We start from the raw sequence: 16,197 nt of genomic DNA on the forward strand, positions 1-16,197 counted from the left end.
CGGAACCACCTTCGGATGGGAACGCTACACTGGCCGCCACGGCCTGCGCTTCGGTATCGACAGCTTCGGCGCCTCCGCGCCAATCGAAGACCTGTTCAAACACTTCGGACTCTCTCAACACGACATCACAACCCAAATCCTGGCAAAGCTCGGCAACTAAGGACCGGCGCTTTCCACGCAGAAAGGACGTTTCGACATGGCAGTGAAGGTTGCAATCAACGGTTTCGGACGCATCGGCCGCAATGTGGCGCGCGCCATCCTGGAACGTACCGACCATGATCTGGAACTCGTGTCAATCAACGACCTGGCCGACGCCAAAGCGAACGCCCGCCTGTTTCAGCGCGATTCGGTCCATGGTCCGTTCAACGGCACCGTCGAAGTCGACGGCAACGACCTGATCGTCAATGGCAAGCGCATTCAGGTGACCGCCGAGCGCGATCCCGCCAAGCTGCCTCATGCCGCCAACGGCATCGACATCGCGCTGGAATGCACGGGCTTTTTCACCGACCGCAAGGGTGGGCAGGCACATCTCGACGCCGGCGCCAAGCGCGTCCTGATCTCCGCCCCCGCCAAGGAAGTCGACCTGACCGTCGTCTATGGCGTGAACCATGACAAGATCGGCGCCGAGCATGTCATCGTTTCGAATGCGTCGTGCACCACCAACTGCCTCGCGCCGCTGGCCAAGGTGCTGCACGAGAAGATCGGTATCGAGCGCGGCCTGATGACCACGATCCACGCTTACACCAACGACCAGAAAATCCTCGATCAGATCCATTCGGATCCGCGCCGCGCCCGCGCCGCCGCGATGTCAATGATCCCGACCAGCACGGGCGCCGCTGTCGCCGTCGGCCTTGTTCTGCCGGAACTCAAGGGCAAGCTCGACGGGTCTTCGATCCGCGTGCCGACCCCGAACGTTTCGGTGGTCGACCTTACCTTCACGCCCAGCCGCGACACGACCGTGGAAGAGGTCAACAAGCTGCTGAAGGAAGCCGCCGAGGGCGAGCTCAAGGGCGTGCTCGGCTTCACCGACGAACCGCTGGTCTCGATCGATTTCAATCATGACGCGCACAGCTCGACGATCGATAGCCTTGAAACCGCGGTGATCGACGGCAAGCTGGTGCGTGTGCTCAGCTGGTACGACAATGAATGGGGCTTCTCGAACCGCATGATCGATACTGCGGGCGTGATTGCCAAGTTCCTCTGAGGCGAAGGAACCGTCGATGACTGCTTTCAAGACCCTCGACGACATCGGTGACGTGACCGGCAAGCGCGTTCTTGTGCGCGTCGACCTTAACGTCCCGATGATCGATGGCGCGGTCAGCGACGCGACGCGGATTCAGGCGGCGATGCCGACGATCCGCGAATTGTCGGACAAGGGCGCGATCGTCCTGCTGCTCGCGCATTTCGGGCGACCGAAGGGCGCGAAGAACCCCACCCAGTCGCTCAGTCTCGTCATGGGCGGCGTCGAGGATGTGCTGGGCCATTCGGTCATGTTCATCCCCGAAGCCGTCGGTGAAGGCGCGAAGGCGGGGGTCGCGGTGCTTGCGGCGGGCGATGTCGCGGTGCTTGAAAACACGCGCTTCTATCCCGGTGAGGAAGCGAACGATCCGGCCTTCGCCGATGCGCTTGCCGAGATCGGCGATCTTTACGTCAACGACGCCTTTTCGGCGGCACACCGCGCGCACGGTTCGACCGAAGGCATCGCTCACCGTTTGCCGGCCTATGCCGGACGGGCGATGGAAGCGGAACTCAACGCGCTTGATGCCGCGCTCGGCAACCCGGCGCATCCGGTTGCGGCCGTCGTTGGCGGCGCGAAAGTGTCGAGCAAGATCGACGTCCTGCGCAATCTGGTTGGCAAGGTCGATCATCTCATCATCGGCGGCGGCATGGCCAACACCTTCCTCGCCGCGCGCGGCGTGGATGTCGGCAAGTCGCTGTGCGAGCATGACCTGGTCGATACCGCGAACGCGATCTTCGACGCCGCCGACACGGCGGGCTGCACCATCCATCTGCCCTATGACGTTGTGGTTGCGAGGGAATTCGCGCCCAATCCGCCGACGCGCACGGTCAATGTACATGAAGTCGCGGCCGACGAGATGATCCTCGATGTTGGTCCCGCCGCGGTGGAAGCGCTCGCCGATGTGCTGAAGAACTGTCGCACTCTCGTCTGGAACGGGCCGCTCGGCGCGTTCGAGACGCCGCCGTTCGACGCCGCGACCGTCGCGCTGGCGAAGACAGCAGCGGCGCTGACCCGCGAAGGCTCGCTGGTGTCGGTCGCGGGCGGGGGCGATACCGTAGCTGCGCTGAATCATGCTGGCGTGGCGGCCGATTTCACGTTCGTATCGACCGCAGGCGGCGCCTTCCTCGAATGGATGGAAGGCAAGCCGCTGCCGGGTGTAGACGCTCTCAGACTCTAGTTTTCCCGCGCATTTGCATCCCGTCAATGGGGTCGCTATGCGCACCGCCACATACGTATGCAAATCATCGGAGATGTTATGACGACCGCCAACGCCGCCATGCTCGACCAGATCAAATCGGGACAGGGTTTTATCGCCGCGCTCGACCAGAGTGGCGGTTCGACGCCCAAGGCCCTGAAAGGCTACGGCATCGAAGCGGACGCCTTTTCGAACGACGAAGAGATGTTCGGCCTGATCCACGACATGCGCAGCCGCATCGTCACCGCGCCCTGTTTCAACGGCGAGAAGGTGATCGGTGCGATCCTGTTCGAACGCACGATGGACGGTGAGGCGGGCGGGAAGTCGGTCCCCGCGCTCTTGTGGGATCGTGGCGTCGTACCCTTTCTGAAGGTCGACAAGGGGCTGGAGGCCGAGGAAAATGGCGTTCAGTTGATGAAAGCAAACCCCGACCTCGACGCCTTGTGCGCGCGCGCGGTCGCCAAGGGCGTGTTCGGCACCAAGATGCGCAGCGTCGTCAATCTCGCGAATCCGGCGGGAATCAAGGCGATCGTCGAACAGCAGTTCGCCGAGGCGAAGCGCATTGCCGCGCATGGACTGGTGCCGATCATCGAACCCGAAGTGAATATCAAGAGCGCGGAGCGCGATGCGGCAGACCGCCTGCTGATGCAGGAGACGCTGGTGGCGCTCGATGCTTGGGACGGGGCGCCGGTGATGCTGAAACTGTCGCTGCCGACCGAGGCCGGCTTGTTCCAGCCGCTGGTCGATCACCCCAAGGTTCTGCGCGTCGTCGCGCTGTCGGGCGGCTTCGCGCGCCCCGAAGCCTGCGCGGAACTGGCAAAGAATCCGGGGATCATCGCCAGCTTCAGCCGCGCGCTCCTCGAAGACCTTCGTCATCAGATGAGCGACGATGAATTCAACGCCTCGCTCGGCGGCGCTATCGGCGAAATCCACGCGGCATCGGTCGCCTGATGGCGGACCACTGGCGCGCCGTCGACGACTATATCGCCGGGAAACTGCTCGGCGAGGACGATGCGCTGGCGGCTGCGCTTGCCAACAATGCAGCGCAAGGCCTGCCGCCGATCGACGTGTCGGCCACGCAGGGAAAGATGCTGCATCTTCTGGCCCGGATGGCCGGCGCGCGCCGTATCCTCGAGGTCGGAACGCTGGGCGGCTATTCGACGATCTGGCTGGCGCGGGCGCTGCCCGAGGATGGCGCACTGGTCACGCTGGAACTGGAATCGCACCACGCACGGGTTGCGCGCGAAAATCTGGACCGCGCGGGCGTGGCGGGCCGGGTCGATATTCGCGTCGGCCCCGCTGCGGACAGCCTCGCCGCGATGGACATCGATCAGCCGTTCGACTTCGTCTTCATCGACGCCGACAAGCAGAGCAACGCCCATTATGTGTCCGAAGCGATCCGGCTGGGGCGCAGCGGCATGACGATCGTCGTGGACAATGTCGTGCGCGAAGGCGGGGTGATCGACGCAGACAGCGATGACGAACGGATCATCGGCACGCGCGCGCTGTTCGACATGCTTGCCGCGGACCCGCGGATCGACGCGACCGCGGTCCAGACCGTCGGCGCGAAGCATTGGGATGGGTTCGTCCTGGCCCGGGTCGTTTAGAGTCCGCCCGCGAAACGGAACGAAAAGCGGTAGTCTTCGGGCCGAATTGTCGCATCGGTCTGCTTGTCGGGACGAACCGATTCGAGCGTGATTGCACCGTCGGCGAGAGGAGCGGGCTCGCTCAGCGTGACATCGAAGGACCGCGTTTCACCATTGGGCCGCAGCCAGAGCATCTGGACCCGCACGCGACCTGCCCAGATGCAGCGGGCGTTCATCGGGCAGCGGCTGTCTTCGAGGACCTTGACGGGCTGGATGATCGGTCCATCGACCATCGCACGCTGACCCAGCGCGACGTTGCTGCCATCGGGAAACGGCGATTGCCGACCCGTCGTGACGCAGGCGGTCAGAACGAGAGCGGCAGCAACCGCCGGAAGGACAAGGCGCATTGTCTTCTGCATTTGCCCGTATCTGGCCGCGTCGCTATGAACCCGCCATGACCATGCCCAAATGCCAGCTCTACCTGATTTCACCGCTCGACGTTGGCGGCGATTTTCCCGCAAGACTTGAGGAGGCGGTGGCTGCCGCGCCGGTGGCGGCGTTTCAGTTTCGCGTCAAGGACATGACGCAGCACGAGGCCGCGCGACTGGCCGAACCGTTGCAGGCGATCTGCGCCGCGCATGAGGTCGCCTTCATCGTCAACGACGATATGGCGCTGGCGAAGCGGTTGAACGCCGATGGCGTCCACCTGGGGCAGGGCGATGGCGACCCGAAAGAGGCACGCCGCCTGCTCGGGCCCGGGGCACAGATCGGCGTGACCTGCCACGATAGCCGGCATTTCGCGATGGAGGCAGGGGAGGCAGGGGCCGATTATGTTGCGTTCGGGGCATTTTTCCCGACGACGACGAAAGCGGTCGAACATCGCGCCGAACCCGAAATCCTGACCTGGTGGCAAGGGTTGTTCGAGTTGCCGTGCGTCGCGATCGGCGGGATCACGCCCGACAATGCCAAAGTGCTGGTCGATGCGGGTGCCGATTTCATTGCCGTATCGGGCGCAGTCTGGGCGCATCCGGAAGGACCTGCGGCTGCCGTCAGGCAGTTCGACACGCTGCTTGCGGGGTGAAGCCGGCGCGCATCCCCGCGATGGGTGCCGCGGTGCTGCTGGGGATTTCTTCCGCCGCTGCGCTGGATGCAGGAACATTTGTCGTCCCTGTCGCGGGAATCAAGGCGTCCGAATTGATCGATAGCTGGGACAAGAGCCGCGCCGAAGGCCGGATGCATCGTGCCATCGACATCCCCGCGCCGGTCGGAACTCCGGTGCTGGCCGCAATGGACGGGCGGATCGAGAAGTTATTCGCGTCGAAGCGCGGTGGCCTGACGATCTACCAGCGCGCGGCCGATGGTCGACTGATCCTCTATTATGCTCATTTGCAAGGCTATCGGCGCGGCCTGGTGGAGGGACAGGCGGTTGCGAAAGGGCAGGTGATCGCAACGGTGGGTGCGAGCGGCAATGCCGACCCCGCCTTTCCGCATCTGCACTTCCAGATACTGGAGACTGTGCCGGGGAGCGGTTGGCAGGACGGCGAGCCGATCAATCCCTATCCGCTGCTGACAGGCCGACGCGCGCTGCCGCCAGCCACTCAGCCGGCGGGATAATCCCGCCCGGGCGCCGGTCGGGCGGTCTCGACGTTCTGATCGGGGGCACCGGCCTTCCGCCAGCCGAAAAGTCCTGCGCAGGGTGTAGGTTTTTTTGGCGCCGCCGCAGGCATCGGTGCGGGCAGGGGAGGCTGCTTTGTCAGGTCAATGCTCATCATGCCCGGTCTTATGAATCAGGGATCGGCGGAGAGATTGGATCGATACGTCAAATCCGCTTCGATTCATCGCCTTTTTGCTTGCTTGTGCGCGCGGTGCCCGCGACACGTCACATCTGACCTAGCAGGATAATCGATATGAGCCGCGATGGCACAGCAATGCGTGAACTGACACTTCGGGCGATCCTGCTCGGCGGATTGCTGACGCTGATGTTCACGGCGGCCAATGTCTATCTGGGCCTGAAGGTCGGGCTGACCTTTGCAACGTCTATTCCGGCTGCCGTCATTTCGATGGCGTTGCTGCGTTTCATGTCGGGGGCGACGATCCTCGAAAACAATATCGTCCAGACGATCGCCAGCGCGGCGGGAACGCTCGCGGCGATCATCTTCGTCCTGCCCGGCCTCATCATGGTCGGGTATTGGCAGGGTTTCCCGATGCTTGAAACGACCGCCATCACGATGCTTGGCGGCATTTTGGGCGTGCTCTTCTCGGTCCCTCTGCGCCGCGCCCTCGTCGTCGATTCGGATCTCCCTTATCCTGAGGGGCGCGCCGCGGCCGAAGTGCTGCAGATCGGTGCCGCGAGCGCCGAAGGCGCCGCCGAGAACAAGGTCGGGCTTTCGGCCTTGCTCTGGAACAGCCTGATTTCTGCTGGCTTTGCGCTATTGACGCAGATGAAGCTGGCGGCGGCCGAAGTGTCGCGTTGGTTTGCGGTTGGAACGGGTGCGACAGGCATCGCCGGCGGGCTCGGGTTCGCTTTGTTCGGGGTCGGGCATCTGGTCGGGCTGTCCGTCGGCCTTGCGCAGCTTGTTGGCCTGATCACCGGCTGGTGGATTTTGCTTCCGATCCTGACGCAGGGCGCTTCAGGCCCCGACGTGGAAACCATCGCCAACGAAGTGTTTCGCGCGGATGTCCGCTTCTTCGGTGCGGGGGTCATCGCGGTCGCGGCGATCTGGACGCTGGTGAAGATTGCGCGACCGGTGATCGGCGGGTTGCGTTCGGCCATGGCCGCGACGAAGGCGCGCGCCGCGGGCGAAACGCTCGCGATCGAGGAGCAGGATATCTCGATCGGCTGGGTGTTCGGCGGGTCGTTGTTGACGTTGGTGCCGATCGCCTGGCTGCTCTGGTCGGTGTTGGCCGATGGGCCGCTGGCCGGCTCGGCGGCGATCCTGGTCGCAGGGGCGCTGATCTTCATTGTCGTCATCGGGCTGATGATCGCCTCGGTCACCGGCTATATGGCCGGGTTGATCGGCGCATCGAATTCGCCCGTGTCAGGGATCGGCATCCTTGCCATCATCTCCTCATCGCTGTTGCTGGTCGGCCTGCTGGGGCGTGGCGGCGGCGATGACGCGAGTGCGGCGATGGTCGCCTATGCACTGATCGTGACGGGCGTCGTGTTCGGGATCGCGACGATTTCGAACGACAATCTTCAGGATCTGAAGACCGGCCAGCTTGTCGGTGCAACTCCGTGGAAACAGCAGGTCGCGTTGATCATCGGCGTGTTCTTCGGTTCGCTTGTCGTCCCGCCCGTGCTGAATGTCCTCAACGAAACGCTGGGGTTCGTCGGGGTGCCAGGGGCCGGCCCCAATGCGCTGGCGGCCCCGCAGGCGGGCCTTATTTCGTCGCTGGCAAAGGGCGTGCTCGGCGGCGACCTCAACTGGACTATGCTGGGATATGGTGCGCTCGCCGGCGTCGGTTTCATTTTGGTCGACGAATTGCTTGGCCGTGCGCGCAAGCTGCGCCTGCCGCCGCTCGCCATCGGCATCGGCATCTATCTGCCCATGGCGGTGATCCTGCCCGTCGTGATCGGCGCGGTCGGTGGCTGGTTCTATGATCGCTGGGCCGAACGGCGCGCCAACCCGGCCTTTGCGCATCGCATGGGCGTCCTGACCGCGACGGGCATGATCGTTGGCGAAAGCCTGTTCGGCGTGTTGTATGCGGGCCTTGTCTATGCGACCGACAGCGATGCGCCGCTTGCCGTGGTCGGCGATGGATTCCAGCTCCCCTCGGTGCTGATCGGGCTGGGACTGTTCGTCGCGCTCATCCTGCTCAGTTATGCGCGCACGCGCAAAGCCGTCGAGACGACCGTCTGACAGCACGCGCCGCTTGCCCTTCGCGGCATGCGCCGCTAAGGGCGCGCTCCTGTGACCGGCATATCCGTATATGCCGGCGGCTCTTTCCACCCTTGAACCAGCGAGTGTGCGCGATGAAAATCACCGGCGTTGAAATCCGTCCCGGCAATATTATCGAATATGAAAAGGGGATCTGGAAGGTCACCAAGATCCAGCACACCCAGCCGGGCAAGGGCGGTGCCTATATGCAGGTCGAAGCCAAGAATCTGATCGATGGCCGCAAGCTCAACAATCGCTTTCGCAGCGCCGACACGGTCGAAAAGGTTCGCCTCGACACCAAGGATTTCCAGTATCTCTATGCCGAGGGCGACGATCTGGTCTTCATGGACAAGGATAGCTTCGAGCAGATCACGATCGCCAAGGACGTGGTCGGCGAAGCGCACGAGTTCCTGCAGGACGGCATGGATGTCGTACTGGAGCTTTGGGAAGAACGTCCCATCTCCGTCGAACTGCCCGAAACGATCGAAGCGACGATCGTCGAGGCCGATGCGGTGGTAAAGGGCCAGACGGCGTCGTCGTCGTACAAGCCCGCGATCCTCGACAATGGCGTACGTGTCATGGTGCCGCCGCACATCACCAGCGGAACGAAGATCGTCGTGCACGTGTACGACCGCGAATATGTCCGCCGCGCCGACTGAATAAGCATCGCCGCCCGCAATCCGGGCGGGTGGAGATTTTGACATGGCCATTTCCGGCATCATCACCGTCATGGAACGCGCCGCGCGCAAGGCCGGCACGAAGCTGCGCCGCGACTTCGGAGAGATCGAGCATCTGCAGGTTTCCCAGAAGGGGCCTGCCGATTTCGTATCGAAGGCCGATCAGGCGGCCGAGCGCACGCTTTATGACGAATTGACCCATGCCCGTCCGGGCTGGGGCTTTCTGATGGAAGAGGCTGGCGAAATCGAGGGGGAGCCGGGCAAGCCGCGCTTCATCATCGATCCGCTCGACGGTACATCGAATTTCCTCCACGCGATCCCGCAATTCGCGATCTCGATCGCCGTACAGGAGCCGAAGATCGGCGGAGGCTGGGGTGAGGTGACGGCGGGCCTGATTTATCAGCCCGTGACCGACGAAAGCTATTGGGCCGAACGCGGCCGCGGCGCATGGCTGCACGACCGCCGGCTTCGCGTCGCTTCGCGCCGCCACCTTAACGAATGCCTGATTTCGACGGGCATTCCGTTCATGGGCCATGGCAATATGGCGCAGTGGAGCCGTATTTTCGGCGCCGTTGCCCCCGAAGTCGCGGGCATCCGCCGGTTTGGCGCGGCGAGCCTCGATCTGGCATGGGTTGCCGCCGGACGCTATGATGGCTTCTGGGAAAGCGATCTCAACATCTGGGACGTCGCGGCGGGCATGTTGCTCGTACGCGAGGCTGGCGGTTTCGTAAGCGATTTTCGCGGCGGTGACCGCGCGATCGATCGCAGCGAATTCATCGCGGGCAGTGCCGCAGTGCATTCGAAGCTGCAAAAGCTGATCGCGGGCGCCCTTCGCAACGCCTGACATTCCTGTGCCATCCCGGCCCTTGCCGGGATGGCTATGGCGTCCGTTGCCTTACACGACGTTACTTCTCGAAAATAAACTCGCGGAAGCTGTCCATCAGCGAGGCCCAGGTGTTGAAGGTCTCACCGACATTCTCACGCGGGATGCCTGCGAAATCGACGTCGACATCCATTTCCAGCACCGGATCACCCTCTTCGTCGCGGTAGGCGCGGGCGAAGCGCTTGGTCCGGTTCCATTCGTTGAACCGATCGAGCGCGACATTCTTGGCGTCGCTGAACCCCATGTAATATTGCAGTGTCTTGCAATTCTTGTTCTCGGTGCAATTCATGAAAAGAACGACGAATTTCAATCCGTTCCGATTGCTCTCCAGATAGGGGTCTTCTCCCGGTTTGCTGACCAGAGTCGCCGGCCAGCCCTGCGACTCGAGGATCGCCTTGATTGTCGCCGGATTTTTTGCATTGACGAGTTCTGCGTGCGCCGGCGCGGCAGAGAAAGCGAGCGCCGCTCCCATCGCCAGCACGGCCCGAAGCGAATTTGATCCCATAGCTTCCCCCAGTCCAGAAACGGGCAAATGAGTGCCCGAAAAATCGACCCCGAAGGGCGTATTATCATGGTGATAGGTGCCCGTGCCAGCATCCTTTGTGCTTTTGATCACAACCATGTCGAATTTCATGCCCGCAGCGCTTGCGGGGTACGGCGCACTGGCCTAAAGCGCGCGCAACAAAGGGGTGGTAAACGCCTCAAAACAGACTGCGAGCTTCCATGGTCGACCTAACGCAATATCTGCCGATCCTGATCTTTCTGGCCATCGCTGTCGGACTGTCGTCGGCGTTCGTCTTCCTGCCGATGGGCGTGGCCCGCCTGACCGGCGCGCACAAGCCCGACCCGGCGAAGCTGACCGAATATGAGTGTGGTTTTCCCGCGTTCGAGGATGCGCGTAGCCAGTTCGACGTGCGCTTCTATCTGGTCGCCATTCTCTTTATCATCTTCGACCTCGAAGCCGCCTTCCTCTTTCCCTGGGCTGTCAGCCTGAAGGAAATCGGATGGGCCGGCTGGGCGACGATGATGATATTCCTCGCCGAACTCGCGATCGGCCTTGTATATGCGTGGAAGAAAGGGGCGTTGGATTGGGAATGAGCACCTCGACCATCCTGACTCCCGGCCAGATGCCGGTCGCTCCGGGCACCAACCCTGACCAGGCTTTTTTCGACGACCTCAACAGCGAGGTCGGCGACAAGGGCTTCCTCGTCACATCGACCGAGGACCTGTTCAACTGGGCGCGCACGGGTTCCTTGTGGTGGATGACCTTCGGCCTTGCTTGCTGCGCGGTCGAGATGATCCACGTCAACATGCCGCGTTACGACATGGAACGCTTTGGCGCCGCGCCGCGCGCCAGCCCGCGCCAGTCCGACGTGATGATCGTCGCGGGAACGCTGTGCAACAAGATGGCCCCCGCGCTGCGCCGCGTCTATGATCAGATGTCCAACCCGAAGTACGTCATTTCGATGGGAAGCTGCGCCAACGGCGGCGGCTACTACCATTACAGCTACTCGGTGGTGCGCGGCTGCGACCGCATCGTGCCGGTGGACATTTACGTCCCCGGCTGCCCGCCAACCGCCGAAGCGCTTCTTTACGGCGTGATGCAACTGCAGCGGAAGATCCGCCGCACCGGAACGATCGAACGCTGATGGCCAGTCCCGCTCCTTTGGTAGCGCCGCGCGAAGGCGTCGGCGCCGCGCTTGTTAAGCTGCTTGGCGACGACCTTGTCGAGCATGTGTTCGCCGTTGGCGAAGACAGCATCACCGTGCGCCGCGAAGCGATCGCGGGCGTGATGATCAGCCTGCGCGACAATCTCGATTACCAGCAGCTCATGGAAATCGCCGGAGTCGACTATCCTGATCGCGTGGAGCGTTTCGAGGTCGTCTATCACCTGCTCAGCGTTACCAAAAATCATCGTCTGCGCGTGCGCGTCTGCACCGACGAGGCGACACCGGTGCCCAGCATCGTGCCCGTCTGGCCCGTCGCGGGATGGCTCGAGCGCGAAGTGTTCGACATGTACGGGGTATTGTTCGCGGGGAATCCCGATCTTCGCCGCATCCTGACCGATTATGGTTTTCAGGGGCATCCGCAGCGCAAGGACTTCCCGCTGACCGGCTATATCGAGCTGCGCTATAGCGAAGAAGACAAGCGCGTCGTCTATGAGCCGGTGAAGCTGGCACAGGATTTCCGCAGCTTTGACTTCCTCAGCCCCTGGGAAGGGGCGGATTATGTGCTGCCGGGCGACGAAAAGGCCGGCGGAACCGGCGAAGCTGCCGGCAAGGGCGCGCCGTCGTCGATGACTGCGCAGCAGGTGAAGGTCGCCGACGACAAGGCCGAGAAGAAGGCCCCGCCGCCGACGCCCAAGACGACTGAAAAGCCCGAACAGACGGGTGCGGGCAAGGCCGCGAACAAGGCTGCCGCCAAGCCGATCGCGGAAAAGGCTCCGGCGAAAGTGAAAGCTCCGGCCAAGCCCAAAGCGGCGGCGAAGCCCAAGGCTGCCGTTGCACCCAAGCCCAAGGCTCCGGCTAAGCCGCGCAAGCCCAAAGCAGGAGGTGACGCATGACCGACTCTCCTCAGGTCAAGCACCATGGCAGCGACATGTTCGAAGGCTATCCGGTCGACACCGCCGATACCGCGGGCGATCAGGCGGTTACCAACTACACGATCAATTTCGGCCCCCAACATCCGGCGGCGCACGGCGTGCTGCGCATGGTGATGGAGCTTGACGGTGAGATTATCGAGCGTGTCGATCCGCACGTCGGCTTGCTCCACCGCGGCACCGAGAAGCTGATCGAATACAAGACCTATCTCCAGGCGTTGCCCTATTTCGACCGGCTCGACTATTGCTCGCCACTCGGCATGGAGCACAGCTATGTGCTCGCGATCGAAAAACTGCTCGATCTCGAAGTGCCCGATCGCGCGCAGTACCTCCGCACCCTGTTCGCCGAGCTGACGCGCATCTGCAATCACATGCTCAACATCGGGTCGCACGTCATGGACGTCGGCGCGATGACCCCGAACCTGTGGGTGTTCGAGTTGCGCGAGGATTGCCTCAACTTCTTCGAGCGCGCGTCGGGCGCGCGGATGCACTCGGCGTGGTTCCGCCCGGGCGGCATCCATCAGGACGTTCCCGAAAAGCTGCTCTACGACATCGGCCAATGGTGCGAGACGCGCCTGCCGAAGCTGTTCGGCGACGCGATGAGCCTTGTCATCGACAACCGCATCTTCAAGCAGCGCAACGTCGACATCGCGACGGTGAGCAAGGAAGACGCGCTGGCGTGGGGATTCTCCGGCCCGATGATCCGCGGTAGCGGCATCCCGTGGGATCTCCGCAAATCGCAGCCCTATGACGCCTATGCGAAGATGGATTTCGACATTCCCGTCGGCACGCGCGGCGATTGCTACGACCGCTTCATGGTCCGCGTCCAGGAAGTCTATCAGTCGCAGCGCATCATCCTTCAGTGCATCAACAACATGCCCTCGGGACCGATCGCCAGCCTCGACCGCAAGGTGGTCCCGCCGAAGCGCGGCGAGATGAAGCAGTCGATGGAATCGCTGATCCACCACTTCAAGCTCTATACCGAGGGCTTCCACGTTCCTGCGGGCGAGGTTTATGTGGCGACCGAAAGCCCCAAGGGCGAATTCGGCGTCTATCTGGTCAGCGACGGCACCAACAAGCCGTACCGCTGCAAAATCCGCCCGACGGCGTTCTCGCACCTGCAAGCGATGGACATGATGTCGAAGGGCCACATGCTTGCCGACACCACCGCGATCATCGGCGCCATCGACGTCGTATTCGGGGAGTGTGACCGGTGACGCGGCGGCGAATTTTGAACGCTGCACTCTCGCTGTATTGCACGTACTTCACAGCCGCTGTGTTGTATGGGCACTTCAGGGGCTACGACCTGGATATTTCTTGGATTGCGCTTTTGAGCACCGCTCCTGTCGCGACCCTTCTCCTAATGAATTTGTTCAGCCGGGATTTTTGGTCCAAGCCGGCTCAGGAAGTCGAACATGGCTGACGCACCCCAAATCCCCGATGAAGCCGAAGTCCGCGCGCGCTGGGGCGCTTTTGCGTGGACGAAGGAAAATGCCGAGAAGGCAAAGGCCGTCATCGCGCGCTACCCTGCCGGGCGCCAGCGTTCGGCGGTGATGCCGCTGCTCGACCTCGCGCAGCGCCAGGTCGGCGCCGAGACGCAGACGCAGGGTTGGTTGCCCGTGCCGGTGATCGAATATGTCGCGGCAGAGCTCGATATGCCGTTCATCCGCGCCTATGAGGTCGCGACCTTCTATACCATGTACAATATGGTGCCGGTCGGCCGCTATCATGTGCAGGTCTGCGGCACGACCCCGTGCATGCTCCGCGGGTCGGACGATGTCATGGCCGCGTGCAAGAACCGCGGGATGACCAAGGGCAAGACCACGCCCGACGGGCTGTTCACGCTGACGGAGGTCGAATGCATGGGCACCTGCACCAACGCGCCGATGGTCCAGATCAACGACGATAATTACGAAGACCTCGACTATGACTCGATGGTCCGCATCCTCGACGATCTCGCCGCGGGCAAGCAGCCCAAGACCGGTCCCCAGAACCCCAAGCGTCACACGAGTGAACCCGAGGGCGGCCCGACGACGTTGGTGGAAATGGTCAAGGCCAACCATGATTACCGGAAGGAATGGTGATGATGTCGTGCACCCTGTTCCTTCGTCATGCCGGACTCGATCCGGTATCCATTGCCGCGCTGAAGTCGTGGACCCCGGATCAAGTCCGGGGTGACGATAGGGGAGAGGTCGGATGAGCCTCGCCGATAAGGATCGCATCTTCACCAATCTCTATGGCTTCCAGCCGTGGAACCTGAAATCCGCGCAGGCGCGCGGCGATTGGGACAAGACCAAGGATCTGATGAAGCGCGGTCAGGACGCGATCATCGAGGAAATCAAGGCGTCTGGCCTGCGCGGCCGCGGCGGCGCGGGCTTCCCGACCGGGCTCAAATGGTCGTTCATGCCGAAGGAACCGCGGCCCGACCGCCCGAGCTTCCTCGTCATCAACGCCGACGAATCCGAGCCCGGTTCGTGCAAGGACCGTGAGATCATCCGCCACGATCCGCACAAGCTGATCGAGGGCGCGCTGATCGCCGGCTTCGCGATGCGCGCGCGCGCGGCCTATATCTATATCCGCGGCGAGTTCATCCGCGAGGCAGAGACGCTCTTCGCAGCCGTGCAGGAGGCGTATGACGCCGGTCTGCTCGGCAAGAATGCGGCGAAGTCCGGCTATGATTTCGACGTCTTCGTCCATCGCGGCGCCGGCGCCTATATTTGCGGCGAAGAAACCGCGATGATCGAAAGCCTCGAGGGGAAGAAGGGGCAGCCACGCCTGAAACCGCCGTTCCCGGCGGGTGCTGGCCTCTATGGTTGCCCGACGACGGTGAACAATGTCGAGAGCATCGCGGTCGTCCCGACGATCCTGCGGCGCGGCGCGTCGTGGTTCTCCAGCTTCGGGCGCGAGAACAACAAGGGCACCAAGCTCTTCCAGATTTCGGGCCATGTCGAGCGCCCATGCGTCGTCGAGGAAGAGATGGGTATCCCTTTCCGCGAGCTCATCGAAAAGCATTGCGGCGGCATTCGCGGCGGCTGGGACAATTTGCTCGCGGTGATCCCCGGTGGCTCGTCCGTTCCGCTCGTTCCGGCGGCAGAAATGATGGACGCGCCGATGGACTTTGACGGCCTCAAGGCACTTGGATCGGGCCTCGGCACCGCGGCTGCGATCGTCATGGATAAATCGACCGACATCGTTCAGGCGATCAGCCGTATCAGCTATTTCTACAAGCACGAAAGCTGCGGCCAGTGCACGCCGTGCCGCGAAGGCACCGGCTGGATGTGGCGCGTCATGGAGCGCCTGCGCACCGGCGATGCCGACGTCAGCGAGATCGACACGCTGTTCGACGTGACCAAGCAGGTCGAAGGCCACACCATCTGCGCATTGGGCGACGCGGCCGCCTGGCCGATCCAGGGCTTGATCCGCCACTTCCGCCCTGAGATCGAACGCCGGATTCGCGAGAATGGCGGCGCGCTGGAGGCGGCGGAATGATCGCGCTTGCATTCGCCTTGTTCGCCGCGGCGCAAAGCGGCGGCGGTGCCGTGCCCATGGATTATACGCCGACGCCATGGCCCGATCCCGAACGGGAGCGGGATGGGGCGATCAGCAAAGCCGACCCAAAGGCGCGCCAGACAATGGCGCTGTTCGCCGATTGCGTCGTCGATACGAGCCCGGTGAAGGTTACGGACGTGCTGACGCGCGATTTTCGTACCAGCGAATACCGCAACGGGCTCCGAAATCTGGCGCGCGCGAACGAAGGTTGCGGCAAGCGCCTCGGAATTCGCGATGAAACACTCCGGTCGTCGAACCTTCCGTTCGCGGCGGCGCTCGCCGAAGCGATGATGGCGCGGAACGCCGCACCATTGAAGATAAGGATCGCAAAGGCTGCATCGGGCAAGGAAGCGGCGACCTTTGCGCCGTCGGACAAGGTTGCAATGTGCGTTGCGCGGTCGGCACCCGACGACGTGGCTGGCCTGCTCGCCACCGTACCCGGATCGGATGCGGAGACGACAGCGGCGAACGGGTTGCTGCCCGTTGCCAGGCTTTGTGGTCCCGATCTCAAATTGGAATCGAGCGTCGCCGGGCTGCGTTCGATCATCGCCACCGCGACTTTCCGTCTGCTGGCAGCCCAGGAAAGCTGA

Annotated in this window: 18 protein-coding genes; 16 read left to right on the forward strand and 2 right to left on the reverse strand. The window is 62.9% G+C overall.

The features are described from left to right. Positions 1-196: 196 nt before the first annotated feature. The 4 genes from gap to JNM03_RS12935 all read left to right on the forward strand — a co-directional run bounded on the left by gap (position 197) and on the right by JNM03_RS12935 (position 4,042). The gene (gap, locus tag JNM03_RS12920; protein ID WP_294037156.1) at positions 197-1,204 is read left to right on the forward strand and encodes a type I glyceraldehyde-3-phosphate dehydrogenase; all 1,008 of its coding nucleotides are present in this window, start codon (positions 197-199) and stop codon (positions 1,202-1,204) included. A gap of 16 nt (positions 1,205-1,220) precedes the next feature. Beyond that, a complete protein-coding gene (pgk, locus tag JNM03_RS12925) occupies positions 1,221-2,417 on the forward strand; it encodes a phosphoglycerate kinase (protein WP_294037157.1) in 1,197 nt (398 codons plus the stop codon). A 99-nt stretch (positions 2,418-2,516) separates the two neighbouring features. After that, positions 2,517-3,386 (forward strand): fructose bisphosphate aldolase, encoded by an 870-nt coding sequence (locus JNM03_RS12930; protein WP_294037952.1) that lies wholly within the window; start codon positions 2,517-2,519, stop codon positions 3,384-3,386. Then, positions 3,386-4,042 carry an O-methyltransferase gene (locus JNM03_RS12935; protein WP_294037158.1) on the forward strand — a complete coding sequence of 219 codons (657 nt, stop codon included), beginning with the start codon at positions 3,386-3,388 and terminating at the stop codon, positions 4,040-4,042. Before JNM03_RS12930 ends, JNM03_RS12935 begins: the two co-directional genes overlap by 1 nt. On the opposite strand, the gene JNM03_RS12940 is transcribed toward JNM03_RS12935, so the two are convergent. Further along, positions 4,039-4,440 carry a hypothetical protein gene (locus JNM03_RS12940; RefSeq protein ID WP_294037160.1) on the reverse strand — a complete coding sequence of 134 codons (402 nt, stop codon included), beginning with the start codon at positions 4,438-4,440 and terminating at the stop codon, positions 4,039-4,041. The genes JNM03_RS12935 and JNM03_RS12940 overlap by 4 nt on opposite strands. A gap of 35 nt (positions 4,441-4,475) precedes the next feature. On the opposite strand from JNM03_RS12940, the gene thiE reads away from it, so the two are divergent. From thiE to JNM03_RS12965, 5 genes are all read left to right on the forward strand, one after another. After that, on the forward strand, positions 4,476-5,102 hold the full coding sequence (gene thiE, locus JNM03_RS12945; RefSeq protein WP_294037161.1) for a thiamine phosphate synthase: 627 nt from the start codon (positions 4,476-4,478) through the stop codon (positions 5,100-5,102). Next, a complete protein-coding gene (locus JNM03_RS12950) occupies positions 5,099-5,635 on the forward strand; it encodes a M23 family metallopeptidase (RefSeq protein WP_294037163.1) in 537 nt (178 codons plus the stop codon). Before thiE ends, JNM03_RS12950 begins: the two co-directional genes overlap by 4 nt. A 314-nt stretch (positions 5,636-5,949) precedes the next feature. After that, a complete protein-coding gene (locus JNM03_RS12955; RefSeq protein ID WP_294037165.1) occupies positions 5,950-7,881 on the forward strand; it encodes an OPT family oligopeptide transporter in 1,932 nt (643 codons plus the stop codon). A gap of 113 nt (positions 7,882-7,994) precedes the next feature. Further along, the gene (gene efp, locus JNM03_RS12960) at positions 7,995-8,558 is read left to right on the forward strand and encodes an elongation factor P (protein WP_294037167.1); all 564 of its coding nucleotides are present in this window, start codon (positions 7,995-7,997) and stop codon (positions 8,556-8,558) included. A 43-nt stretch (positions 8,559-8,601) separates the two neighbouring features. Further along, positions 8,602-9,420 carry an inositol monophosphatase family protein gene (locus JNM03_RS12965; protein WP_294037169.1) on the forward strand — a complete coding sequence of 273 codons (819 nt, stop codon included), beginning with the start codon at positions 8,602-8,604 and terminating at the stop codon, positions 9,418-9,420. A 61-nt stretch (positions 9,421-9,481) separates the two neighbouring features. Here the strand turns inward: JNM03_RS12965 and JNM03_RS12970 are convergent, their stop codons facing one another. Further along, complete coding sequence (locus JNM03_RS12970; protein WP_294037171.1) at positions 9,482-10,081, reverse strand: YbjN domain-containing protein; 600 nt, start codon at positions 10,079-10,081, stop codon at positions 9,482-9,484. Positions 10,082-10,182: 101 nt separating this feature from the next. On the opposite strand from JNM03_RS12970, the gene JNM03_RS12975 reads away from it, so the two are divergent. The 7 genes from JNM03_RS12975 (at position 10,183) to JNM03_RS13005 (ending at position 16,197) form a co-directional block, all read left to right on the forward strand. Continuing rightward, positions 10,183-10,557 carry an NADH-quinone oxidoreductase subunit A gene (locus JNM03_RS12975; protein WP_294037172.1) on the forward strand — a complete coding sequence of 125 codons (375 nt, stop codon included), beginning with the start codon at positions 10,183-10,185 and terminating at the stop codon, positions 10,555-10,557. Continuing rightward, on the forward strand, positions 10,554-11,108 hold the full coding sequence (locus JNM03_RS12980) for an NADH-quinone oxidoreductase subunit B family protein (RefSeq protein WP_294037173.1): 555 nt from the start codon (positions 10,554-10,556) through the stop codon (positions 11,106-11,108). The genes JNM03_RS12975 and JNM03_RS12980 overlap by 4 nt, the downstream gene beginning before the upstream one ends. Further along, positions 11,108-12,022: an NADH-quinone oxidoreductase subunit C gene (locus tag JNM03_RS12985; RefSeq protein WP_294037174.1), complete on the forward strand. Its 915-nt coding sequence runs from the start codon at positions 11,108-11,110 to the stop codon at positions 12,020-12,022. The genes JNM03_RS12980 and JNM03_RS12985 overlap by 1 nt, the downstream gene beginning before the upstream one ends. A 35-nt stretch (positions 12,023-12,057) precedes the next feature. Next, positions 12,058-13,275 (forward strand): NADH-quinone oxidoreductase subunit D, encoded by a 1,218-nt coding sequence (locus JNM03_RS12990; RefSeq protein ID WP_294037954.1) that lies wholly within the window; start codon positions 12,058-12,060, stop codon positions 13,273-13,275. Between the two features lie 198 nt (positions 13,276-13,473). After that, the gene (locus JNM03_RS12995; protein ID WP_294037175.1) at positions 13,474-14,142 is read left to right on the forward strand and encodes an NAD(P)H-dependent oxidoreductase subunit E; all 669 of its coding nucleotides are present in this window, start codon (positions 13,474-13,476) and stop codon (positions 14,140-14,142) included. 112 nt (positions 14,143-14,254) lie between these two features. Further along, positions 14,255-15,547 (forward strand): NADH-quinone oxidoreductase subunit NuoF, encoded by a 1,293-nt coding sequence (gene nuoF / locus JNM03_RS13000; RefSeq protein WP_294037176.1) that lies wholly within the window; start codon positions 14,255-14,257, stop codon positions 15,545-15,547. Beyond that, a complete protein-coding gene (locus JNM03_RS13005) occupies positions 15,544-16,197 on the forward strand; it encodes a hypothetical protein (RefSeq protein WP_294037177.1) in 654 nt (217 codons plus the stop codon). Before nuoF ends, JNM03_RS13005 begins: the two co-directional genes overlap by 4 nt.

It is taken from the genome of Sphingopyxis sp., assembly GCF_016793825.1.
In the GTDB taxonomy this organism is placed as follows: domain Bacteria; phylum Pseudomonadota; class Alphaproteobacteria; order Sphingomonadales; family Sphingomonadaceae; genus Sphingopyxis.